We start from the raw sequence: 17,274 nt of genomic DNA on the forward strand, positions 1-17,274 counted from the left end.
CCGGGATATTCCATATTATGGAAAACAGGCCGAATCGGTGAATGACAAAAGCAAAAGCCGCAGTGGGTGCCACGGCTTTTGCTCTGCTTCAATATATTTTATGTGGCTGCAAACTGGCTGTTATAGAGCTCCGCATAGAAGCCGCCCTGCTCCAAAAGCTCATGGTGGCTGCCCTGCTCAATAATATGTCCGTCTCTCATCACAAGTATCACATCCGCGTCCCTGATGGTGGAGAGCCGGTGGGCCACTATAAAGCTGGTCCGGCCCTTCATCATTTTTGCAAAGGCCTTTTGTATGCGTATCTCCGTACGGGTGTCGATGGAGGAGGTGGCCTCGTCCAGAATAAGCATTGGCGGCAGGGAGAGCATAACCCTAGCGATGCAGAGAAGCTGCTTTTGCCCCTGGCTCAGCCCGCCTAAATCCTCGCCGATAACCGTATCATAGCCCCTGGGCATTCGCGTTATAAAACTGTGCGCATGTGCGGCTTTGGCGGCCTCCACCACCTCCTCAAGGGTGGCTTTCGGAGAGCTATAGGCTATATTCTCTCTTACTGTGCCGTTTTTCAGCCACGTATCCTGGAGCACCATGCCATAGTTTCTGCGAAGGCTTTTGCGGGTGATATCTCTAATATCCGTACCGTCTACCCCTATGCTGCCGGAGGTTACATCGTAAAAGCGCATAAGAAGGTTTATCACCGTGGTCTTTCCGCAGCCGGTAGGGCCTACCAGGGCCACCCGCTGGCCGGGCTTCACATCAAGTGAAAAATCCTCAATAAGACGTTGGCCGGGCTTATAGGAGAAAAAGACGTCATCTATCCGCACAGCGCCGCTTGCGTCCGCCAGCTCCAAAGCGTGCGGCACGTCAGGCACTTGGGGTTCCTGCTCGATAAGCCCAAAGACCCGGGCGGCGCAGGCCAGAGCGTTCTGCAATTCCGTTACTACGCCGGATATTTCGTTGAAGGGCTTTGTGTACTGATTTGCGTAGCTGAGAAAGCATGTGAGCTGTCCTACGCTGAGCCCGCCGCCTACAACGGACAGCGCCCCCACAATGCCAACGCCGGTGTACACCAGTGAGTTCACAAAGCGCGTGCTCGGGTTGGTAATGGAAGAAAAGAAGATTGCTCTCAGTGAACATGCTCTAAGCCGTTCATTTATCTCGTTAAAGCGGTCCATAGTCCTGCGCTCCTGTCCAAAGGCCTGGACCACCTTCCCGTTGCCCACGGTCTCCTCTACAAAGCCGGTCTGCTCACCGCGCACCTGTGACTGGAGCCGGAACATATTATAGGTGCTTTTGGCGATAAATGCCGCCACTACAAGGGATACCGGCGTGACAAGCAGCACCACCAGGGTAATGGTGATATTCACGGAGAACATAAAGCCCAGGGTGCCGAGAATGGTAATGACCCCTGTAAAAAGCTGGGTAAAGCCCATCAAAAGACCGTCCGCAAACTGGTCCACGTCAGCTATTACCCGACTGACCACCTCACCGGCCGGGTGGGAGTCGATATAGCTTAGTGGGAGCTTCTGGAGCTTTCTAAAGGCTTCGTTCCTTATGTCCCGCACTACCCTATAGGTAATGCGGTTGTTTATCAGGCTCATGACCCACTGAGCCAAAGCCGCTAAGCCTATTATAATTCCTATCCGCACTAGTATGGAGAAAATGGCGGCAAAATCCACATTACCAGGACCTATGATATGATCCACCGCATCGCCGGTGAGTATGGGGATATACAGAGTCGCCGCCACTGACGCCGCCGCCAGCAGCACCGAGAGTCCCACAAAAAAGCTGTACCGTCTGATGTACCGCAGCACCTTTTTTAGCGTCCCCTTCTTAGCCCTTTTATTCACTTTCTGTCCCCCCTGTCAAATTGGGATTCATATATCTCGCGGTACAGCTCGCAGCCCAATAGCAGCTCCTGATGTGTGCCAATACCCACGGCCTGGCCATTGTCCAGCACAACGATAGTGTCAGCGTGCTGAATAGAGGAGGCCCGCTGGGAGACGATGAATATGGTGGGCTTATTGGGGAGACTGCTTATGGCCTGTCTCAGCTTCAGATCCGTGGCAAAATCAAGAGCGCTGGCGCTGTCATCCAGTATAAGGATATCTGGCTTTCGCACCAGCGCCCGGGCTATGGTCAACCGCTGTCGCTGGCCCCCAGAGAAGTTTCTGCCCCCCTGCTCCACGGGCTCGTCCAGGCCCTTTGGCTTCGCCGATACGAACTCACTGGCCTGGGCGGTCTCAAGGGCCTGCCAGAGGTCATTGTCCGTGGCGTCCTCGTTGCCCCAGAGCAGGTTGTCCCGGAGGGTGCCTGTAAAGAGCACGGCCTTCTGGGGCACCACCCCCACCCGGCTCCGAAGGGCCTCAAGGTCCCAGTCCCGCACGTCCAGGCCTCCCACAGAGACCCTTCCGCCGGTAACGTCGTAGAAGCGGGGTATCAGGCTTACAAGGGACGACTTGCCGCTGCCCGTGCCGCCGATAATACCCACGGTTTCACCCGCTTTTATCTCAAAGTTGACACCCGAAAGGGAGGGTCCGCCGGCTCCCTTATAGGTAAGTTCAACATTATGAAAGGATACTCCTGCGTTCCCGGCTTTTTGCCCGTCCAATGGTCCAGTCAAGCTGGGCTTTATGTCCAGTATACCTGAAATACGGTTGGCACAGGCCAGAGCCTTTGAAATATTTATGATAAGGTTTGCGAGCTTCACCAGTTCCACCAGTATCTGCGACATATAGTTCAGCAGCGCCACCACCGCGCCCTGAGTAATAATGGCGGTATCAACGCGTATAGCTCCCACCCAGATTAGCGCCATGGCCCCGAGGTTTATGAGTATATAGGTCATGGGGTTCATCAATGCCGATACCCTGCCCACGAACACCTGTAAGTGGGTCAGCGCGTTGTTTTCCCGTTCAAAGTCCTCCGTCTCGGACTCCTCCCTGCCAAAGGCTCTGACCACACGCACACCAGTCAGGTTCTCCCTGGTAGCGCTCAGCACCTTGTCAAGCCCGGACTGTACCTGCTTATAGCGTGGCATGGTCCACAGCATTACCCCAAAAACCACCACAGACAATAGGGGTATCACTGCTGCGAAGATAAGCGCCGCCCTCCAGTCGATGGTAAAAGCCATCACCATGGCTCCAAGCACCACAAACGGTGAACGCAGCAGCAACCGCAGGGTCAGGTTCATTCCGTTCTGCACTTGGTTTACATCACTTGTCATGCGGGTGATCAGGGTCGATGGTCCCTGTACGTCCATGTCCGAGAAGCTCAGCCCCTGTATCCTCTCAAACAGCGCCGCCCGCAGCCTCGCGGCAAAGCCCACCGAGGCCTTTGCCGCGAAATACTGCGCCGTCAGCGAGCAGGCGAGCCCCACCACGCCCAGGCCCACCAGCACCGCGCACATACGTATAATATAATCCCTGTCCCTGTTTCCTATACCGGTGTCTATTACCGCCGCCATCACCAGTGGCACAAGCAGCTCGAAGGAGGCCTCCAACAGCTTGAACAGGGGGCCCAGCACACACTCCTTGCGGAAGCCCTTCATGTAAATCAATAGCTTTTTCATCAGTTGCTTCCTCCTTCCAGTTTATTTAACCTCCATAATGTAGACTTGGCAGGGATTCTGCTCGTCCCAGAGTGTTGGGAAAGTCTCCAGCTCCTGAAAGCCTAGGCTCTGATAAAACAGATTTGTCCTGTCATAGTCAGGATAACAGCCCATCTGTACTGTCTTCACTGTAAGGAACTTAAAGCCTTCGTCTTTAGCGTACCTATACAGTGCCCAAAACAGCTCCCGGCCCAGCCCTTTACGGTGATGCTCTCTTGATACGCCCATCACATATATCTCCCCGGCACAGCCGCTGGTGGGCCTAAACGCTGTAAAGCCTCTAGCCTTGTCGGAATCTGTGTCCGCCCACACCGGCAGTTCCCGGCAGCCCAGGGCATATTCCTCTACAGATTCCCGGTTCCCAAACCAGTCCGGCAGAGATCTCAGTATCTCACGACAGACACGCTCTCTTTTATCCTTTTCTGTTACCTCTATTATCATGTTCTCCCGCTGCCTCCCTTATTCCATAGAAAGTGTCGTGAACAACTCCGGCCTTCTATCAGCTGTATAGCCGACAGGCTTTTCGCCGCCTGTTTCCACCTCGATTGTAAAGGCACCGTACTTCCCTTCAATTTCAAGAAGCTCCCTGCCGCTTGCGTCAAAAGCGAAAGCCAGTGGTATTTCTCCGCAGAAATGGCAGCAGCCCACCACAGGCAGTTCGTTCTCGATAGCTCTTGCCTTAGCAAGGCTTCGCCACTGGTCATATTGCAAACGGTGATACATGCCGGTGCCTATAATGTTCACCATCAGCGCTGGACACTCAAGGGCCATCACCCGGCAGACCTCGGGGAAATGCACCTCATAGCAGATGGGCACGGCCAGCTTTCCAAGACTGCTGTTCAGACAGCGAATAATATTCCCCGGCCGCTTCTTCTCCCGTTCTGTAGCCGTCAGTATGCACTTTGTGTACTCATCTATGGCCTTACCGCTTTCTATCACAACAGCCTTCTCAAGGTTTCCCTCCCTGTACCCCGCAAGCACAGTGCCCGGTCTTTCTGCGGTCAGCCCCAAGGCCAGCGTCAGGTCCTCCTTTGAGCGAAGGAAACCCTCTGGGAATACAGTTAAATCGGCCGGCTCACCCAGAAGCCTTGGCAGCTCCTTTTCTGCAGCAAAGCGCTCCGGCACCATCAAACATACTCTCATATTTTCCTCCTTACAGCTTAGTCAGCCTTGCGAAGTTTGCCATCAGCTTTTTCGTACCAGCCTTGTCAAAGGCTATCTCCAAAAGAGTATCATTCGCCATGGGCGTGGCGCTGAGAATCAGCCCAGTGCCAAAGGTCTTATGCTGCACGCTGTCCCCCACTTTATATGTACCGGCGGGAGCGGGTTTATGGATTGGCGGCCTATATGTTGTCTTGGCCTTGGGGGCCGTCCCCTCCCCGCCGCTTAGTGCGCTGCCGAAAGTTATGCTTTCCGGCCTATAGGCGTATTCCCTTGAGCGGCTGCGCTCTACAAGCTCCCCCGGTATCTCGTCCGCAAAGCGAGATATCCTATTGTGACTGGTGGAGCCGAATATCATGCGGCTCTCGGCATTATAGATATATAGCTCCTCCCGGGCCCTGGTGATGGCAACATACGCAAGCCTGCGCTCCTCCTCCACCTCCGAAGGGTCGTACAGCACCGAGTTTCCGGGAAATACTCCCTCCTCCCAGCCGGGTAAAAACACCACCGGGAACTCCAGGCCCTTTGCTGAGTGTATGGTCATGAGCACCGCAGAATCCGCTTCTGCGTCGTAGTTGTCAATGTCCGTAAACAACGCCACCTCCTCCAAGAATCCCGAAAGGCTGGCCTCTTCACCGTTCTCCTGCTCATAGCGCTGGAGCATGGTGGAGAGCTCCTGCACGTTCTCTATGCGCTCCTCGGCCTTCTCAGGCTCCTCCGCGCGCAGGAACATGAGATAGCCTGTCTGCTCCAAAAGCTCGGCATACAGCTCACTGGGAGCCATACCCTCTTCACTTTTATCTATCAGTTCCCGCATCATCCGTGAGAAGTCGGAGAGCTTTTTGGCGGCGGCCTTCGTTATGGCCGGATACTCCTCCGGGTGGCTTATGACCTGGAACATACTCTCCCCCACCTGCTGGCCTATCTGGGAAGCTGTGTCGACGGTCTTGTCCCCTATGCCCCGCTTGGGGGTGTTCAGTATGCGCCGAAGCCTTATTTCGTCGCCGGGGTTATTTATCACGCTGAGATATGCTATCATGTCCCGAACCTCCTTGCGGTCAAAGAAGCGGGTGCCGCCGATTATTCTGTGGGGCACGCCGGACTTTGCAAACATCCTCTCGAAGGTCAGCGACTGGGAGTTCATGCGGTAAAGTATAGCGTAATCCGAGAACCTCCTGCCCTTGGCCACGCCGTCAAGTATCACCCTTGCCACCCTGTCGGCCTCGTCCTGCTCGTTCTCCGCCGTGTGCAGGCGCAGCTTTTCCCCGGCACCGGCGGCGGTCCAGAGGGTCTTGCCCTTGCGCTCAAGATTGTGGGCTATAACGGCGTTGGCCGCGTCCAGTATGTTCTGGGTGGAGCGGTAGTTCTGCTCAAGGCGCACCACCATGGCCCCGGGGAAATCCTGCTCGAAATTCATGATATTCTCAATAGTAGCCCCTCGGAATTTATAGATGCTCTGGTCGTCATCGCCCACCACACAGAGGTTATTATGCTTTGCCGCCAGCAGGCCGACAAAACGGTACTGGGCATGGTTCGTGTCCTGGTACTCGTCCACCATAATGTACTTAAAGCGGTCCTGATAATACTCCAAAACCTCCGGGCACTTCTCAAAGAGCCGCACTGTGTTCACCAGCAGATCATCAAAGTCCATAGCGTCCGAATCCGCTAAGCGCCGCTGATATGCCATATAGGCCCTAGCTATCACCTTCAGGCGAAAGTCCGCCCCTGCCTGGGATTCATACTCCTCCGGGGATATCAGACTGTCCTTTGCCCGGGAAATTTCCGAGAGTATGGATTTATGGGAGAGGGTCTTCTCGTTTATCTCCAGATCCCTCATAACGTCCTTCATGAGCCGGCGGCTGTCGTCGGTGTCGTATATGGTGAAGTGGGAACTGTACCCCAGCCGCTCCCCATCACGGCGGAGCATCCTGGCACAGCTAGAGTGGAAGGTAGATGCCCAAATATCCTGTCCGGGCTCCCCAAGCATGGAGCAGAGGCGCTCCTTAAGCTCCCCCGCCGCTTTATTTGTAAAGGTGATGGCCATGATCCGCCAGGGCTGGCAGGCCGACACCGAGAGCCGCGCCCGGGTGACCTCCGAGATCTCCCCGCCCTTAAGATAGCTCTTGCAGCTATCCGCGTCTGTCTCAGTAAACTCCGGTTGTATAAACGTGCTCTCATACGCCTTGCCATAGCGCACCAGATTGGCTATGCGGTTCACAAGCACCGTAGTCTTTCCACTGCCCGCACCGGCCAGTATGAGCACCGGGCCGTCTGTATGGAAAACGGCCTGCTGCTGGCGGTCGTTCATGCGGGAGAAGTCCTTTTTCAGCACCCTGCGGCGAAGCTCTAGTATTTCCTCTTTATCACAGCTCATTTTCTCGTTACCTTTCCTTTATAAATACTGATCTTTTAAATTTTACCATAAGCCGGGCTGAAAGGCAACCGTTTTTACGCTCAAAAAAGCAAAGGGACAGTCCCGCATATGAGGGCCGTCCCTTTCCCTTCTACTCCTGCTAACCTTTTTTCTTTATCAGTATAATGCCCGCCACAGCGCCCATGAGCAGTAGGGGCGCTATTCTAATGAATACCCACTCGAAAGCGTGATATGCCGTGCCGACGATAGCGAGCTCCGGGTCGCTCCAGTCCCAGTCCAGATACTGGCTGCCCAGCGCCGTCAGAACAATGAAGCATATAAGCACCGCCGCGCACACAGCGACAAGCAGCCAAAAAAGCGCCTCTCTCCGCGCCGACTTTCTCTTGGCCAGCTGTAGGTTTATGACCTCCAGCTTCTCGCAAAGCGTTTTCAAACCGTCGGCCTCTTCTTCGGCCACCTTCTCTCCAAGCAGGGTGCTCACCGGCGTCTCAAGAACCTCCGACAGGGCGATAAGCATATCCGAGTCAGGTACCGATAGCCCCTGCTCCCATTTTGATATGGTCTGCCGCACCACGTTCAGCTTGACGGCAAGCTCCTCCTGGGAGAGTCCCTTTGACTTCCTTATGGCTCTGATGTTTTCGCTCAGCATAGATAAAACCTCTTTTCCTTCAATTTTTGGCTCTATTATACGCAAAGCCGCCCGTTGCCGCAAGCAACGGACATTAACATTTGGGTTTTTCCCTCTCAAAAGTAGAAAAGCTCCTCAAATTTTTTGTCAAGGGCAATGCAAAGTATCAGCGCAAGCTTCGCCGTGGGGCTAAACTGTCCGGTCTCGATGGAGCTGATGGTGTTTCTGGACACGCCCACCAGCGCCGCTAATTGGCTCTGGGAGAGCCCCTGCTCAGCCCGAACCTCTTTCAGGCGGTTCTTCAGTACAAGCTTATCGTCCAAACTGTCACCACCTTACACAGCGGAGGGGGCCGTAATCAGCTTGTGGATATGGCACGCGGAGGCCAAAATTACTGCCGCGGTGTACATAATTGCAAATATCAGCTCGCGCCTACGGCGAAGCTTTGTGTATTTCACCCAGAGGGTTGTCATGTTTTGAGCGAAGACCAGGGCCCAGAGGCCGTAGTTTATGCTGCCGTCCGTAAAAATCTGCACCAGCCAAAATACCGCCGCAAGTAAAACCATGACAAACGCCGCCACTTCGTTGGACTGCTTTAGCACCTCCTGCTCGTAAACGTCCTGGTTCTTATTCTCCCTCCTGCTCTTTTCAAGTATCTCTTCCCTGTTCATATTATGCTGCCTCCCGGTATGTTTTTGCCAAGTTTACTTGGTATAAGCCCAGTATATCACCGCCAAGTTTACTTGTCAAGACTTTTTTGCGGGGAAACATTTGACAAAACCCGTGATATGGTTTACAATACTGGAAAAAGCAAAGGAGCTGACTATATGGAAAAGCTGAAAAATATCAAGGGCATATTCTTCGACCTGGGCGGCACTCTTATCTACCCGCCCTCGGGCAGCTGGAGGTTCTCCGAGCTTGCCTACAGGTATTTCCCAAAGGACAGACTGAGCGAACCCTCCGTCCAGGCGGCCATGGCCGAAGCCAGCCGCAGGCTGGACGAGAACCACCTGCTGCACAGCACCGATGAGGAGTACGCGCAGTTCTATGAATACTACCGCGCAGTATCGGCGGCCCTGCCGGAGCTGGGGCTTACAGACGAGGACCTGCGCACAGTGACCGATGACAAGGTATATAACAAGGCGGACAATTACCGACTGTTCAACGACAGCCTCGAGACGCTGAAGGCTGTCTACGGCAGGTATAAGCTGGGCATAATCTCCGACACTTGGCCGTCCATTGTGCCGTTGCTGGAATACCTGGATATATCGAAATATTTTGACTGCATCACCTTCAGCTTTGAGCTGGGCACCTTCAAGCCGGACCGGCGCATGTATGAGGACGCGCTCTCAAAGATGGGCCTGCCTCCTGAGAGCACCGTCTTTATCGACGACAGCGCCCGCAATCTGGCGGGGGCCAAAGCGGCGGGGATAAACCCTGTGCTTATCCGGGCCATGCCTGGGATCGAGCCCGTGGAGGGCATACCCGGCATAGATAGGATATCAGGCCTTTTGAAGCTGCTGTAAGGAGGGTGAACATGAGCGCTGATGAAAAGATACTTGCGTGGGCCCGGGAGGGGAACAATCTCTCCTGTCCAGAATGGGAACAGCTGCCCGCCATCCCACTGTACGTAGACCAGGTACTTCAATATCTTAGGGACAGCCTGCGGTTTTTCGAGCGGGATGAGGCCGATGTGCTTCTTACAAACTCCATGATAAACAACTATGTGAAAAAGAATGTATTACCCCACCCGGAGAAGAAAAAGTACAGCCGTGAGCACATGGCCGCTTTGACGGTGATATGTATGTTAAAGCAGGTACTGGCAATACAGGACATCGGCACTCTGCTTCAGGACCGTTCCATGGACCCAGAGCTGTATAAAGCTTTCCTTGACGCGCACACGGGCGCGGTGCGGGAGACCTGCCGTGAACTGGAACAAAGCTGCTGTTCTGGAGCGGACCTGCGGCGGGAAGCCCTGCGGCTGGCAGCGGAGTCCAACGCCAAGCGGGCTGCCGCTGAGAGGATTTTATATGAGATCGCAAGTGCTGACGGCACTCAGGAAAACGGCAAGTCAAAAAAGCAGTAGCCTTATGTAGTTTTTTTCGTCATTTCACGATGAAATCTGCACACACCTTTGCATATAATGGGAATGTTAACTTACTGGAAAGGGTTTGGTTTTATGTGCGGATTTGCAGGATTTTCCGACTATGACGACAGCTTACTGGATGAAAAATATCTGTGGATGGCTTTAGCCAGGCGTATGGCCCGCAGAATTTCCCATCGGGGGCCCGACGGACATGGAGCCCACGTCTCCGCCCACTGCGCGCTGGCTCATATGCGACTGTCGGTCATAGACCCCCAGAACGGCCAGCAGCCTATGACCGCCGTATGCGAGGGGAAGGAGTGCACTATCGCCTATAACGGCGAGATATATAACGCTGCCGAGTTGCGGGCTGATTTGGAAAGACAGGGCTATACCTTCTATACCGACTGTGACACAGAGGTGGTTTTGAACGCCTACCTCTGCTATGGCGAGGAGTGCCCTGAAAAGCTCAACGGCATATTTGCTTTCGCTGTAGACGACGGCATAAGGCAGCGCACTTTCCTCTGCCGGGACCGCTTCGGGGTAAAGCCCTTGTTCTACACCTTCAAAAATCAGCGGCTGGCCTTCGCCTCGGAGATAAAGGGGCTCTTTGAGTTCCCGGGGGTGAACCCGGTGATAGGCCGAGAGGGCCTCTGCGAGGTCTTCGGCTTGGGTCCCGCCCGCACTCCAGGGCACGGGGTATTCGAGGGAATAAGCGAGCTTCGGCCCGGGCATTTTGCCGTTTTTGACCGTGAGGGCTGGCGTGACGACAAATACTACGACTTGACCGCCACACCCCATACAGATACCTATAAGGACACGGTGCAGACTGTACGGGAGCTGCTGGTAGATACCGTAAAGCGCCAGATGATAGCGGACGTACCCCTGTGCACCTTTCTCTCAGGCGGACTGGATTCCAGCGTTGTGACAGCCATAGCGGCGAAGCTTTTAAAGGAGCAAGGTAAAAGCCTTTCCACCTACTCCTTTGAATTTGAGGGCAACGAGGAATACTTCACCCCCTCCTCCTTCCAGCCCGATCGGGATCAGGCCTGGGCACAAAGGGTAAGCCAAATACTTGGAACCGATCACACCACGCTGCTCTGTGATAACGACCGGCTTGCCGACTCGCTGTTTGAGGGGGTCATAGCCAAGGACCTTCCCGGTATGTCAGACATAGACGGATCGCTGCTGCATTTCTGCCGGCAGGTAAAGGAGAAGCATGTGGTAGCTCTGTGCGGCGAGTGCGCGGATGAGATATTCGGCGGCTACCCATGGTTCCACCGCAGGGAGATGTTCGATGGCACCCACTTCCCCTGGAGCAATAACCTTGATACCCGGCAGTCCCTACTAAAGCCCGAGATAAGGGAGCAGCTGGGTATGGAGGATTACGTAAATTCAAGGCTTGCGGAGACTCTTGCCGATGTGCCGGTACTTGAGGGAGAAACCCTGGAGCAGCGGCGTATGCGACAGATATCTTATCTAAATATTAAATGGTTTATGTCAACTCTTCTTGACCGCAAGGATAGGTGCAGCATGTACAGCGGCCTGGAGGTCCGGGTTCCCTACTGCGACCACCGCATAGCCCAGTATGTCTTTAACGTGCCCTGGGACTTCAAATGCCCCAAAGGTGAGCCCAAGGGGTTGCTCCGTGACGCGGCAGCGGGACTATTGCCCGAGGAGATTTTGCGGCGCAAAAAGAGCCCCTACCCCAAGACCCATAATCCAGGTTATGAGCGGATCTTAAAGCAAAGGCTCCATTATATTCTGCGGGACAAAATGCAGCCCATACACAAAATACTGTCGGAGGAAGCTGCCCAGTCGCTGCTGAACCAAAGCTTTGACTACGGAAAGCCCTGGTTCGGCCAGCTGATGGCCGGACCGCAGATGCTGGCATACCTTATCCAGATAAACTATTGGCTCCTGCACTATAATATCTATATCGACCTTTAAAGCTCTAGCCTATCCCGTTCCTGTTCTCCTGCTCCAAGCGGCGGACCTTCACGCTGGCCGATACCTGATACTGGCATTCCCTCATCAGGTCCGGCCAGCGCTCTTTATTCTCCCGCCAGAGCCCCGGTTCCTCGCGGTACATTAGCCTGCCAAACCCGAAGATATCGCAGCCGTCATTGATCACGGCTTGTTCGATAGCGTCGCGGGTATCCTCCTCCAGAAGCTGCCGGGCGGCGTCCTCAATCCTGCTATAAGCGTCCGGCCGCTCCAGCTGCACCCGGTCCGCAGAGCTGATATCCGCGTCAACCTCAAGTTCTACCTCAAAGGAGGGCCCGCCGCTTTTATCAACCTTTATTCTCCCGGAGGTCTTGCGCAGACTGAGAGTAACCGTACCGCCCTCAGGGTCCTCCAGAGTCAGTTCCCCAGTTTTCAGCTTGTCCGTCGCCGCCAGCCATCCCCGGGTCCCTCTCGGGTCCATAAGTCCAGTCAGCTTACAGCCGCTGAAATAGCCTGTAGCGAAAACCTCCACACCTTCTTCTGTTGTTCTAAGTGCCGGAAGTACTGGGGAGGAGCCCTCCCCCTCCACGGCGTTTACAAAGTCCAGTATCTCCACTTCGGCGGCCTGTCCGTTATACTGTCCGCCCCGGCCTAGGGCCTGGAGCTGGGACATCTTCATTAGCTTTCCGTCCTTTTCAGTGGACAGCACCTCCTGGGCGGTGGTAGCGGAGAGAAACATCTTTACCGCGGGCCTTGTGTTATAGTACCGTACAAAGAAATCCAAACAGTCGTCAAGACCGTTTAAAGCGCAGTCCATGCCGAACACCACCAGGTAGTTGTGGGAATAGAAGGGCTCACGGCCCGTGGTAAGGGACAAATCTGAGAGAGCTTGCAGCACTGTCTCTCCCTCTGAGACAAACAGCTCCTCCCCCTCGTCTTCAGCCGAAGCGGAGGAGCGTACCGTCACCCTATAGCCATCGCCGGTCCAGTCAACCCCTATTCCGTGGATAAGAACCCGCTCATAGAGCTCGGGATAGCTACAGCCGGACAGGCTTACACACAGCGCCAACGCCAAAACCCCCGCACCCAGTTTCCTCATTTCACTGCCCCCTTCCCACGAATTATTGCCGCAAGCCATGATACAAGCGGCAGGACTGACCCGCTTACTACCGTGCACAGAAAAAGCGCCCACGGGTCCAGCAGCCACCCCTGTACCGTGGAATTGCCCACCGCCAGCATTGTCAGCCCCAGTAATAGTATGGCCGTCCCGCAAACCGGCCATTTTCTCTCCCTGTTTCCAGTGATGGAAAAAAAGCACACCCGGCAGGCATATAGGTCCATCGCCAGCTTTATGACCAGTCCCATCATCCACACCCCGGTGAAAACCGCGTCCAGCCGCTGTAGGGAGCGCACCTCTGTCAGCGCGGCCAGTACGTATACCGGGAAGTTCTGGGTATAGGCGTACCTGCCCAGACACCCGGCAATAAGCAGGAGGGTCAGGGACACAAAAGCGGCTGTCCCTAATATCCAGCCCGCAAATCCCCACCCCTTTCGCCCCTTTACCTGGGGCAGCAGCACCGCCATGTCCGCAAAAATAGAGGTGCGCGCTATAAACAGTATAGTCCCCTGGATTGTCTGGGAGTATCCGTACTGAAAGAGCGGCTCTAGGTTCTTTGGGTCAAACCGCGCCACCACTATGCCGAACACCAGCACGCAGCCCAGCAGCATTACTATAAGCACACAGGACGCACAGCGGGCCACGGTCTCTATGCCATGCAGAGCGCCGTAAAGGGCCACTCCGATGATGGCGGCCGTCACAAGGCTGGCCGAAAACCCCGGATTCACTGTGTCCATCAGGAATATCTGAAACAGCGCAAGAGAGGAGCTGCCTGCCAGCACAAAGTACAGCCAGTATGCCGCCGGCACAATATAGCCCACGCTCCCCATGGACTTCACCGCCAACTCCGGCACAGTGCCACGTTTCTGGCACAGCCAGATTGGCAACGCTATAATTACAGCCGCTATCATGGCAATAGCATAAGACACGATATTGTCCAAGATACTTTCGCCGCCGGTATACTTGGCGTTTAGGGCAATGGTGACAAGAATGTGCGACACGAACATTGACACAAAAAACTGAGCCTGACTTATCTTGGTACGGACCATCTCGCTCCCCCCTTATTCGCCTATTTCTCTGCTGCCCGGCATATCCTGCACATTGGCGCTGCCCTTCGCCAGCCGCCGCCAGCCCGCCCTCATGAACACGTCCCTAAAGGCCAGCCGGCCGTTATAGGGAGCTACCGGAGACAGAAGCGGCACGCCGAAGCTGTCCGTACCGCAGAGGTCCATTAAAAGCAGCACCAATCCTATCATCACGCCCCATACGCCCAAGAAATTTCCCGCCAGCAAAAACGCCAGCCGCAGAAGGGCCAGGGGCTCATAGAGCCTTGGCACGGCATACCCGGCTATGGCGGTCAGGGCCACCACCATCAGCGACGGCGCGCTCACAAGCCCCGCCGATACCGCCGTATCTCCTATCACAAGCCCGCCCACTATGCTCACTGTTGCTGAAAGGGACTTTGGGGCGCGGAGTCCTGCTTCCCTCAGTACCTCGTACAGGAAGTACAGGATAAGCGTTTCCACCATAACCGGGAACGGGGTCTGAGACTCCGACTCGGATATTTTGAGAAGCAGGGCTTCAGGCAGCATCTCGGGGTGGTGGGTGGCGATGGCCACATACAGTCCCGGCAGGAAGGTGCTGAGAAAGAACGCCGCGTACTTCAGCCAGCGGATAAAGGTGCCGTAGAAGGGCCTTGTCAGGTAGTCGTCCAGGGTCTGGAAATTTTCAACGAACAGGAAGGGTACTATTATGACGCTGGGCGTGCCCTCCACCAGAATGGCTATGCGGCCTTCCTCCAGCTTTCCGCATACCACGTCCGGGCGTTCGGTCTGCCCCACGCCGCTGAACACTCCGCCTCGTTCTAAAAAACTGGTGAGGTATCCCGCTCCGAGGGCCGTCTGTAGGTCGTAGGCCTTCAGACGCTCCTTCACCTTTCTCAATATTTCCGGGCTGGCCATACCCTCAAGATAGCATATGGCTAGGGGAGTATGACTCCTCCCGCCCACCTCCGCCTTCTCAAACTTCAGCGAGGTGGTCTTCATCCGGCGGCGAATCATCGCCATATTGTTCTGGTAGCTCTCGTTAAACCCGTCCTTTGCCCCCCGCTGCATGACCTCATTCTGTGGCTCGTCCAGACCGCGGCTCTCAAAACCTTGTACGCCGAAGACCAGGGCCTCGTCACAGCCGTCAATTATAAGCACAGCAAAGCCGCTCATAAGCAGCAGGAGTATCTGGTCCATCTTCGTCTCGTGCTTTTGCTCCACAGCCCCCAGCACCGCCCGCTCAATATGCCCCAGTTGCTCCGTCCCCTGTCCGGGCATATTTCCCGCCTCCATCAGCGGGTTCAATATGCTGAGGGTAATGATCTGCTTGCTCACCAGCCCGTCAAGAGCAAACAGCGCGGCGCCCGTGCCGGACAGGTCCAGTTCACGCATCATAAAGTCCATAGAGTTTTTGAACTCGTCCTGCAAATATTTCTTGTTGTCCTCCAATGCCGCTGAAACCTTCTCCAATTCCCCGCCCCCCAATTTCTAATCACGGATAGTTTGGGCAAATACAGCGTGATTATACGGATAAATCCGCCGTGAGCGAGGGATAATACCGGCATAATTATAGTAATTATCGGAAAGAGGAGAACTATGCTTATATCTCTTGTGCGCACCGTCGTTATGTATGTGGCCATTTTAATAAGCGTGCGGCTTATGGGCAAGCGGCAGATAAGCCAGCTGCAAACCTCAGAGCTGGTGGTCACGCTGCTGATATCCGAGCTTGCGGTCATGCCGATCCAGCAGCATGACGACCCGCTGTGGAACGGCCTTATACCCATGCTGGTGCTGGTAGTATGCGAAATAGTCGTATCGCTGCTCATGCTCAAATGCGGCAAGTTCCGCCAGGCGGTATGCGGGAATCCCATGATAGTTATCCAGAACGGAAGGGTGCTCCAGGATCAGATGCGCCGCCTGCGCATGAGTACGGAGGATCTGTTCGAGGAGTTGCGCCAGGCAGGCGCCTTTGCCCTGGAGGAGGTGGCCTATGCCATTGTCGAGACCAACGGCGAATTGAGCGTGCTGAAAAAATCCGCCGCCGACTCCCTTACCCCCAAACAGGCGGGGGTAAACGTCCCGGAGGAGGCGTTAGAGGTAGTGGTCATAAGCGACGGGCGTATTTCCCAGCACTCCCTTAAATTATGCGGCAAGGACCCCCACTGGCTGCGGGAGCAACTCAAATGCCAGGGTACTGAGCTTTCAGAAGTTTTCATCATGACCGCCCGCACCGATGGTAAACAGCTGATAATCAAAAAGCAGCCTAAAGGCGGCTGACCCTTGTCAATTCTCCCTTCTCCTGCTATAATATATCGGCGGGGGTGTATACTGTGCTGCAAAGAGAACTTGACGGACTCATGGCCGGACTTCGTTTGGAACTCCTGGCTCTTGGAATTCCTGTGTCCAGCAGGCTGGAGCCGGAGGTTAGAGTGAATACCCGGGCCAAGCGGCGGCTGGGCTGCTGCTTTTACCAGTCAGGCCGCTACTGGATAGAGGTCTCCCAAAAGGTGCTTGAAAATGAGGCTTTACTAAAGCAGACTCTAGTCCATGAGCTGCTGCATACCTGCCCGAAATGCCGGGACCACGGGGCCCGGTGGAGGGCCTACGCCCAGATAGTAAACGAAAAGCTTGGGTACAGGATAGAGCGCACGGTCAGGACCGAAACCCCTATTGGGCCCCTGCGGCACGAGGAAATAAAATATATTTTGGAATGTCAGAGCTGTGGCGCACAGATAAAGCGTATGCGCATGTCAAAGGCCGTAAAATCCCCCTGGCGCTACCGTTGCCCCTGCGGCGGGAAACTAAAGCGGGTGCTTTGATTCAGACCTTGACATTTCTCACTCCATGGGGTAGAATAATACTGGTAATTTTTTGTAGAAGGGGGCTTCGTCATGAAAAGATTTCTCTGTGCGCTCTGCACAGTCCTATTACTCCTTCTTTTTCCATGCTGTTCTTCGCCGGACACCCTTCAAATGGACCTGACCCAGGGCTACGGACACCAAACAAAGCTTCTGCACTTGAACGCAAGCAATGCAAAGAACCGGCAGCGCATTGAGGACTTTGCCGCTGTTACCGAGGACGCACAGCCTTTAGATAAGGACTTCTCCCTTTTTGCCTATTATCCCGACATGACCCTGACCATCACCCGGGACGGTCAGGCGGGACCCACCGCCGTCGTGGACATAAACGGCGATTATGTGGATTTTTACTATTCCGGCGAAACCCAGCTTTACCGCTCGAAAATGTCCTCTATAGACTTAAAGAAGCTTATTCATCAGCCTACAAAATGAAATAAGGCCAGGAACATCGTCTTC

The 17,274-nt window shown here is 54.8% G+C and carries 17 protein-coding genes; 6 read left to right on the plus strand and 11 right to left on the minus strand.

What is annotated here, in order from left to right:
- Positions 1-98 precede the first annotated feature (98 nt).
- From ADH66_RS09240 to ADH66_RS09275, 8 genes are all read right to left on the minus strand, one after another.
- Complete coding sequence (locus ADH66_RS09240) at positions 99-1,847, minus strand: ABC transporter ATP-binding protein (RefSeq protein ID WP_066541463.1); 1,749 nt, start codon at positions 1,845-1,847, stop codon at positions 99-101.
- Positions 1,844-3,565, minus strand: coding sequence for an ABC transporter ATP-binding protein (locus tag ADH66_RS09245; protein ID WP_066541459.1), 1,722 nt, complete (start codon positions 3,563-3,565; stop codon positions 1,844-1,846). The genes ADH66_RS09240 and ADH66_RS09245 overlap by 4 nt, the downstream gene beginning before the upstream one ends.
- 21 nt (positions 3,566-3,586) lie before the next feature.
- A complete protein-coding gene (locus ADH66_RS09250; protein ID WP_066541454.1) occupies positions 3,587-4,045 on the minus strand; it encodes a GNAT family N-acetyltransferase in 459 nt (152 codons plus the stop codon).
- A gap of 18 nt (positions 4,046-4,063) precedes the next feature.
- Positions 4,064-4,747: a carbon-nitrogen hydrolase family protein gene (locus tag ADH66_RS09255; RefSeq protein WP_066541453.1), complete on the minus strand. Its 684-nt coding sequence runs from the start codon at positions 4,745-4,747 to the stop codon at positions 4,064-4,066.
- A 10-nt stretch (positions 4,748-4,757) separates the two neighbouring features.
- Entirely contained in the window at positions 4,758-7,139 is a 2,382-nt protein-coding gene (locus ADH66_RS09260; RefSeq protein ID WP_066541450.1) for an ATP-dependent helicase, read from the minus strand.
- A 139-nt stretch (positions 7,140-7,278) separates the two neighbouring features.
- The gene (locus ADH66_RS09265) at positions 7,279-7,788 is read right to left on the minus strand and encodes a helix-turn-helix domain-containing protein (RefSeq protein WP_066541449.1); all 510 of its coding nucleotides are present in this window, start codon (positions 7,786-7,788) and stop codon (positions 7,279-7,281) included.
- 95 nt (positions 7,789-7,883) lie between these two features.
- Entirely contained in the window at positions 7,884-8,090 is a 207-nt protein-coding gene (locus tag ADH66_RS09270; RefSeq protein ID WP_066541448.1) for a helix-turn-helix transcriptional regulator, read from the minus strand.
- Between the two features lie 12 nt (positions 8,091-8,102).
- On the minus strand, positions 8,103-8,438 hold the full coding sequence (locus tag ADH66_RS09275) for a DUF6442 family protein (RefSeq protein WP_066541447.1): 336 nt from the start codon (positions 8,436-8,438) through the stop codon (positions 8,103-8,105).
- Between the two features lie 156 nt (positions 8,439-8,594).
- Here ADH66_RS09275 and ADH66_RS09280 point away from each other — a divergent pair, with 156 nt between their 5' ends.
- The 3 genes from ADH66_RS09280 (at position 8,595) to asnB (ending at position 11,800) form a co-directional block, all read left to right on the plus strand.
- Complete coding sequence (locus tag ADH66_RS09280) at positions 8,595-9,293, plus strand: HAD family hydrolase (protein WP_066541445.1); 699 nt, start codon at positions 8,595-8,597, stop codon at positions 9,291-9,293.
- 11 nt (positions 9,294-9,304) lie between these two features.
- Entirely contained in the window at positions 9,305-9,853 is a 549-nt protein-coding gene (locus ADH66_RS09285) for a DUF1836 domain-containing protein (protein WP_066541444.1), read from the plus strand.
- A 93-nt stretch (positions 9,854-9,946) separates the two neighbouring features.
- The gene (gene asnB, locus ADH66_RS09290; protein ID WP_066541442.1) at positions 9,947-11,800 is read left to right on the plus strand and encodes an asparagine synthase (glutamine-hydrolyzing); all 1,854 of its coding nucleotides are present in this window, start codon (positions 9,947-9,949) and stop codon (positions 11,798-11,800) included.
- A 4-nt stretch (positions 11,801-11,804) separates the two neighbouring features.
- Here asnB and ADH66_RS09295 read toward each other — a convergent pair whose 3' ends face one another.
- From ADH66_RS09295 to ADH66_RS09305, 3 genes are read right to left on the minus strand one after another with little or no spacing between them, the layout of a single operon-like run.
- Positions 11,805-12,896 carry a Ger(x)C family spore germination protein gene (locus ADH66_RS09295; RefSeq protein ID WP_066541441.1) on the minus strand — a complete coding sequence of 364 codons (1,092 nt, stop codon included), beginning with the start codon at positions 12,894-12,896 and terminating at the stop codon, positions 11,805-11,807.
- Entirely contained in the window at positions 12,893-13,963 is a 1,071-nt protein-coding gene (locus ADH66_RS09300; RefSeq protein ID WP_066541440.1) for a GerAB/ArcD/ProY family transporter, read from the minus strand. Before ADH66_RS09300 ends, ADH66_RS09295 begins: the two co-directional genes overlap by 4 nt.
- Before the next feature lie 12 nt (positions 13,964-13,975).
- Complete coding sequence (locus ADH66_RS09305) at positions 13,976-15,430, minus strand: spore germination protein (protein WP_084384573.1); 1,455 nt, start codon at positions 15,428-15,430, stop codon at positions 13,976-13,978.
- Between the two features lie 126 nt (positions 15,431-15,556).
- Between ADH66_RS09305 and ADH66_RS09310 the strand changes: the two genes are divergently transcribed.
- From ADH66_RS09310 to ADH66_RS09320, 3 genes are all read left to right on the plus strand, one after another.
- Positions 15,557-16,237 (plus strand): DUF421 domain-containing protein, encoded by a 681-nt coding sequence (locus ADH66_RS09310; protein WP_066541433.1) that lies wholly within the window; start codon positions 15,557-15,559, stop codon positions 16,235-16,237.
- A 53-nt stretch (positions 16,238-16,290) separates the two neighbouring features.
- The gene (locus ADH66_RS09315) at positions 16,291-16,779 is read left to right on the plus strand and encodes a SprT-like domain-containing protein (RefSeq protein WP_236757224.1); all 489 of its coding nucleotides are present in this window, start codon (positions 16,291-16,293) and stop codon (positions 16,777-16,779) included.
- Positions 16,780-16,851: 72 nt separating this feature from the next.
- A complete protein-coding gene (locus ADH66_RS09320; protein WP_088364416.1) occupies positions 16,852-17,250 on the plus strand; it encodes a hypothetical protein in 399 nt (132 codons plus the stop codon).
- Positions 17,251-17,274 lie beyond the last annotated feature (24 nt).

It is taken from the genome of Acutalibacter muris, assembly GCF_002201475.1.
Classification (GTDB): Bacteria; Bacillota; Clostridia; order Oscillospirales; family Acutalibacteraceae; genus Acutalibacter; species Acutalibacter muris.

What these genes read in the sequence shown, in the direction of transcription:
- ADH66_RS09245 (WP_066541459.1), bottom strand. Translation starts at nt 3,565, where the DNA reads ATGAAAAAGCTATTGATTTACATGAAGGGCTTCCGCAAGGAGTGTGTG.
- ADH66_RS09250 (WP_066541454.1), bottom strand. Translation starts at nt 4,045, where the DNA reads ATGATAATAGAGGTAACAGAAAAGGATAAAAGAGAGCGTGTCTGTCGT.
- ADH66_RS09255 (WP_066541453.1), bottom strand. Translation starts at nt 4,747, where the DNA reads ATGAGAGTATGTTTGATGGTGCCGGAGCGCTTTGCTGCAGAAAAGGAG.
- ADH66_RS09260 (WP_066541450.1), bottom strand. Translation starts at nt 7,139, where the DNA reads ATGAGCTGTGATAAAGAGGAAATACTAGAGCTTCGCCGCAGGGTGCTG.
- ADH66_RS09265 (WP_066541449.1), bottom strand. Translation starts at nt 7,788, where the DNA reads ATGCTGAGCGAAAACATCAGAGCCATAAGGAAGTCAAAGGGACTCTCC.
- ADH66_RS09275 (WP_066541447.1), bottom strand. Translation starts at nt 8,438, where the DNA reads ATGAACAGGGAAGAGATACTTGAAAAGAGCAGGAGGGAGAATAAGAAC.
- ADH66_RS09280 (WP_066541445.1), top strand. Translation starts at nt 8,595, where the DNA reads ATGGAAAAGCTGAAAAATATCAAGGGCATATTCTTCGACCTGGGCGGC.
- ADH66_RS09285 (WP_066541444.1), top strand. Translation starts at nt 9,305, where the DNA reads ATGAGCGCTGATGAAAAGATACTTGCGTGGGCCCGGGAGGGGAACAAT.
- asnB (WP_066541442.1), top strand. Translation starts at nt 9,947, where the DNA reads ATGTGCGGATTTGCAGGATTTTCCGACTATGACGACAGCTTACTGGAT.
- ADH66_RS09295 (WP_066541441.1), bottom strand. Translation starts at nt 12,896, where the DNA reads ATGAGGAAACTGGGTGCGGGGGTTTTGGCGTTGGCGCTGTGTGTAAGC.
- ADH66_RS09300 (WP_066541440.1), bottom strand. Translation starts at nt 13,963, where the DNA reads ATGGTCCGTACCAAGATAAGTCAGGCTCAGTTTTTTGTGTCAATGTTC.
- ADH66_RS09310 (WP_066541433.1), top strand. Translation starts at nt 15,557, where the DNA reads ATGCTTATATCTCTTGTGCGCACCGTCGTTATGTATGTGGCCATTTTA.
- ADH66_RS09320 (WP_088364416.1), top strand. Translation starts at nt 16,852, where the DNA reads ATGAAAAGATTTCTCTGTGCGCTCTGCACAGTCCTATTACTCCTTCTT.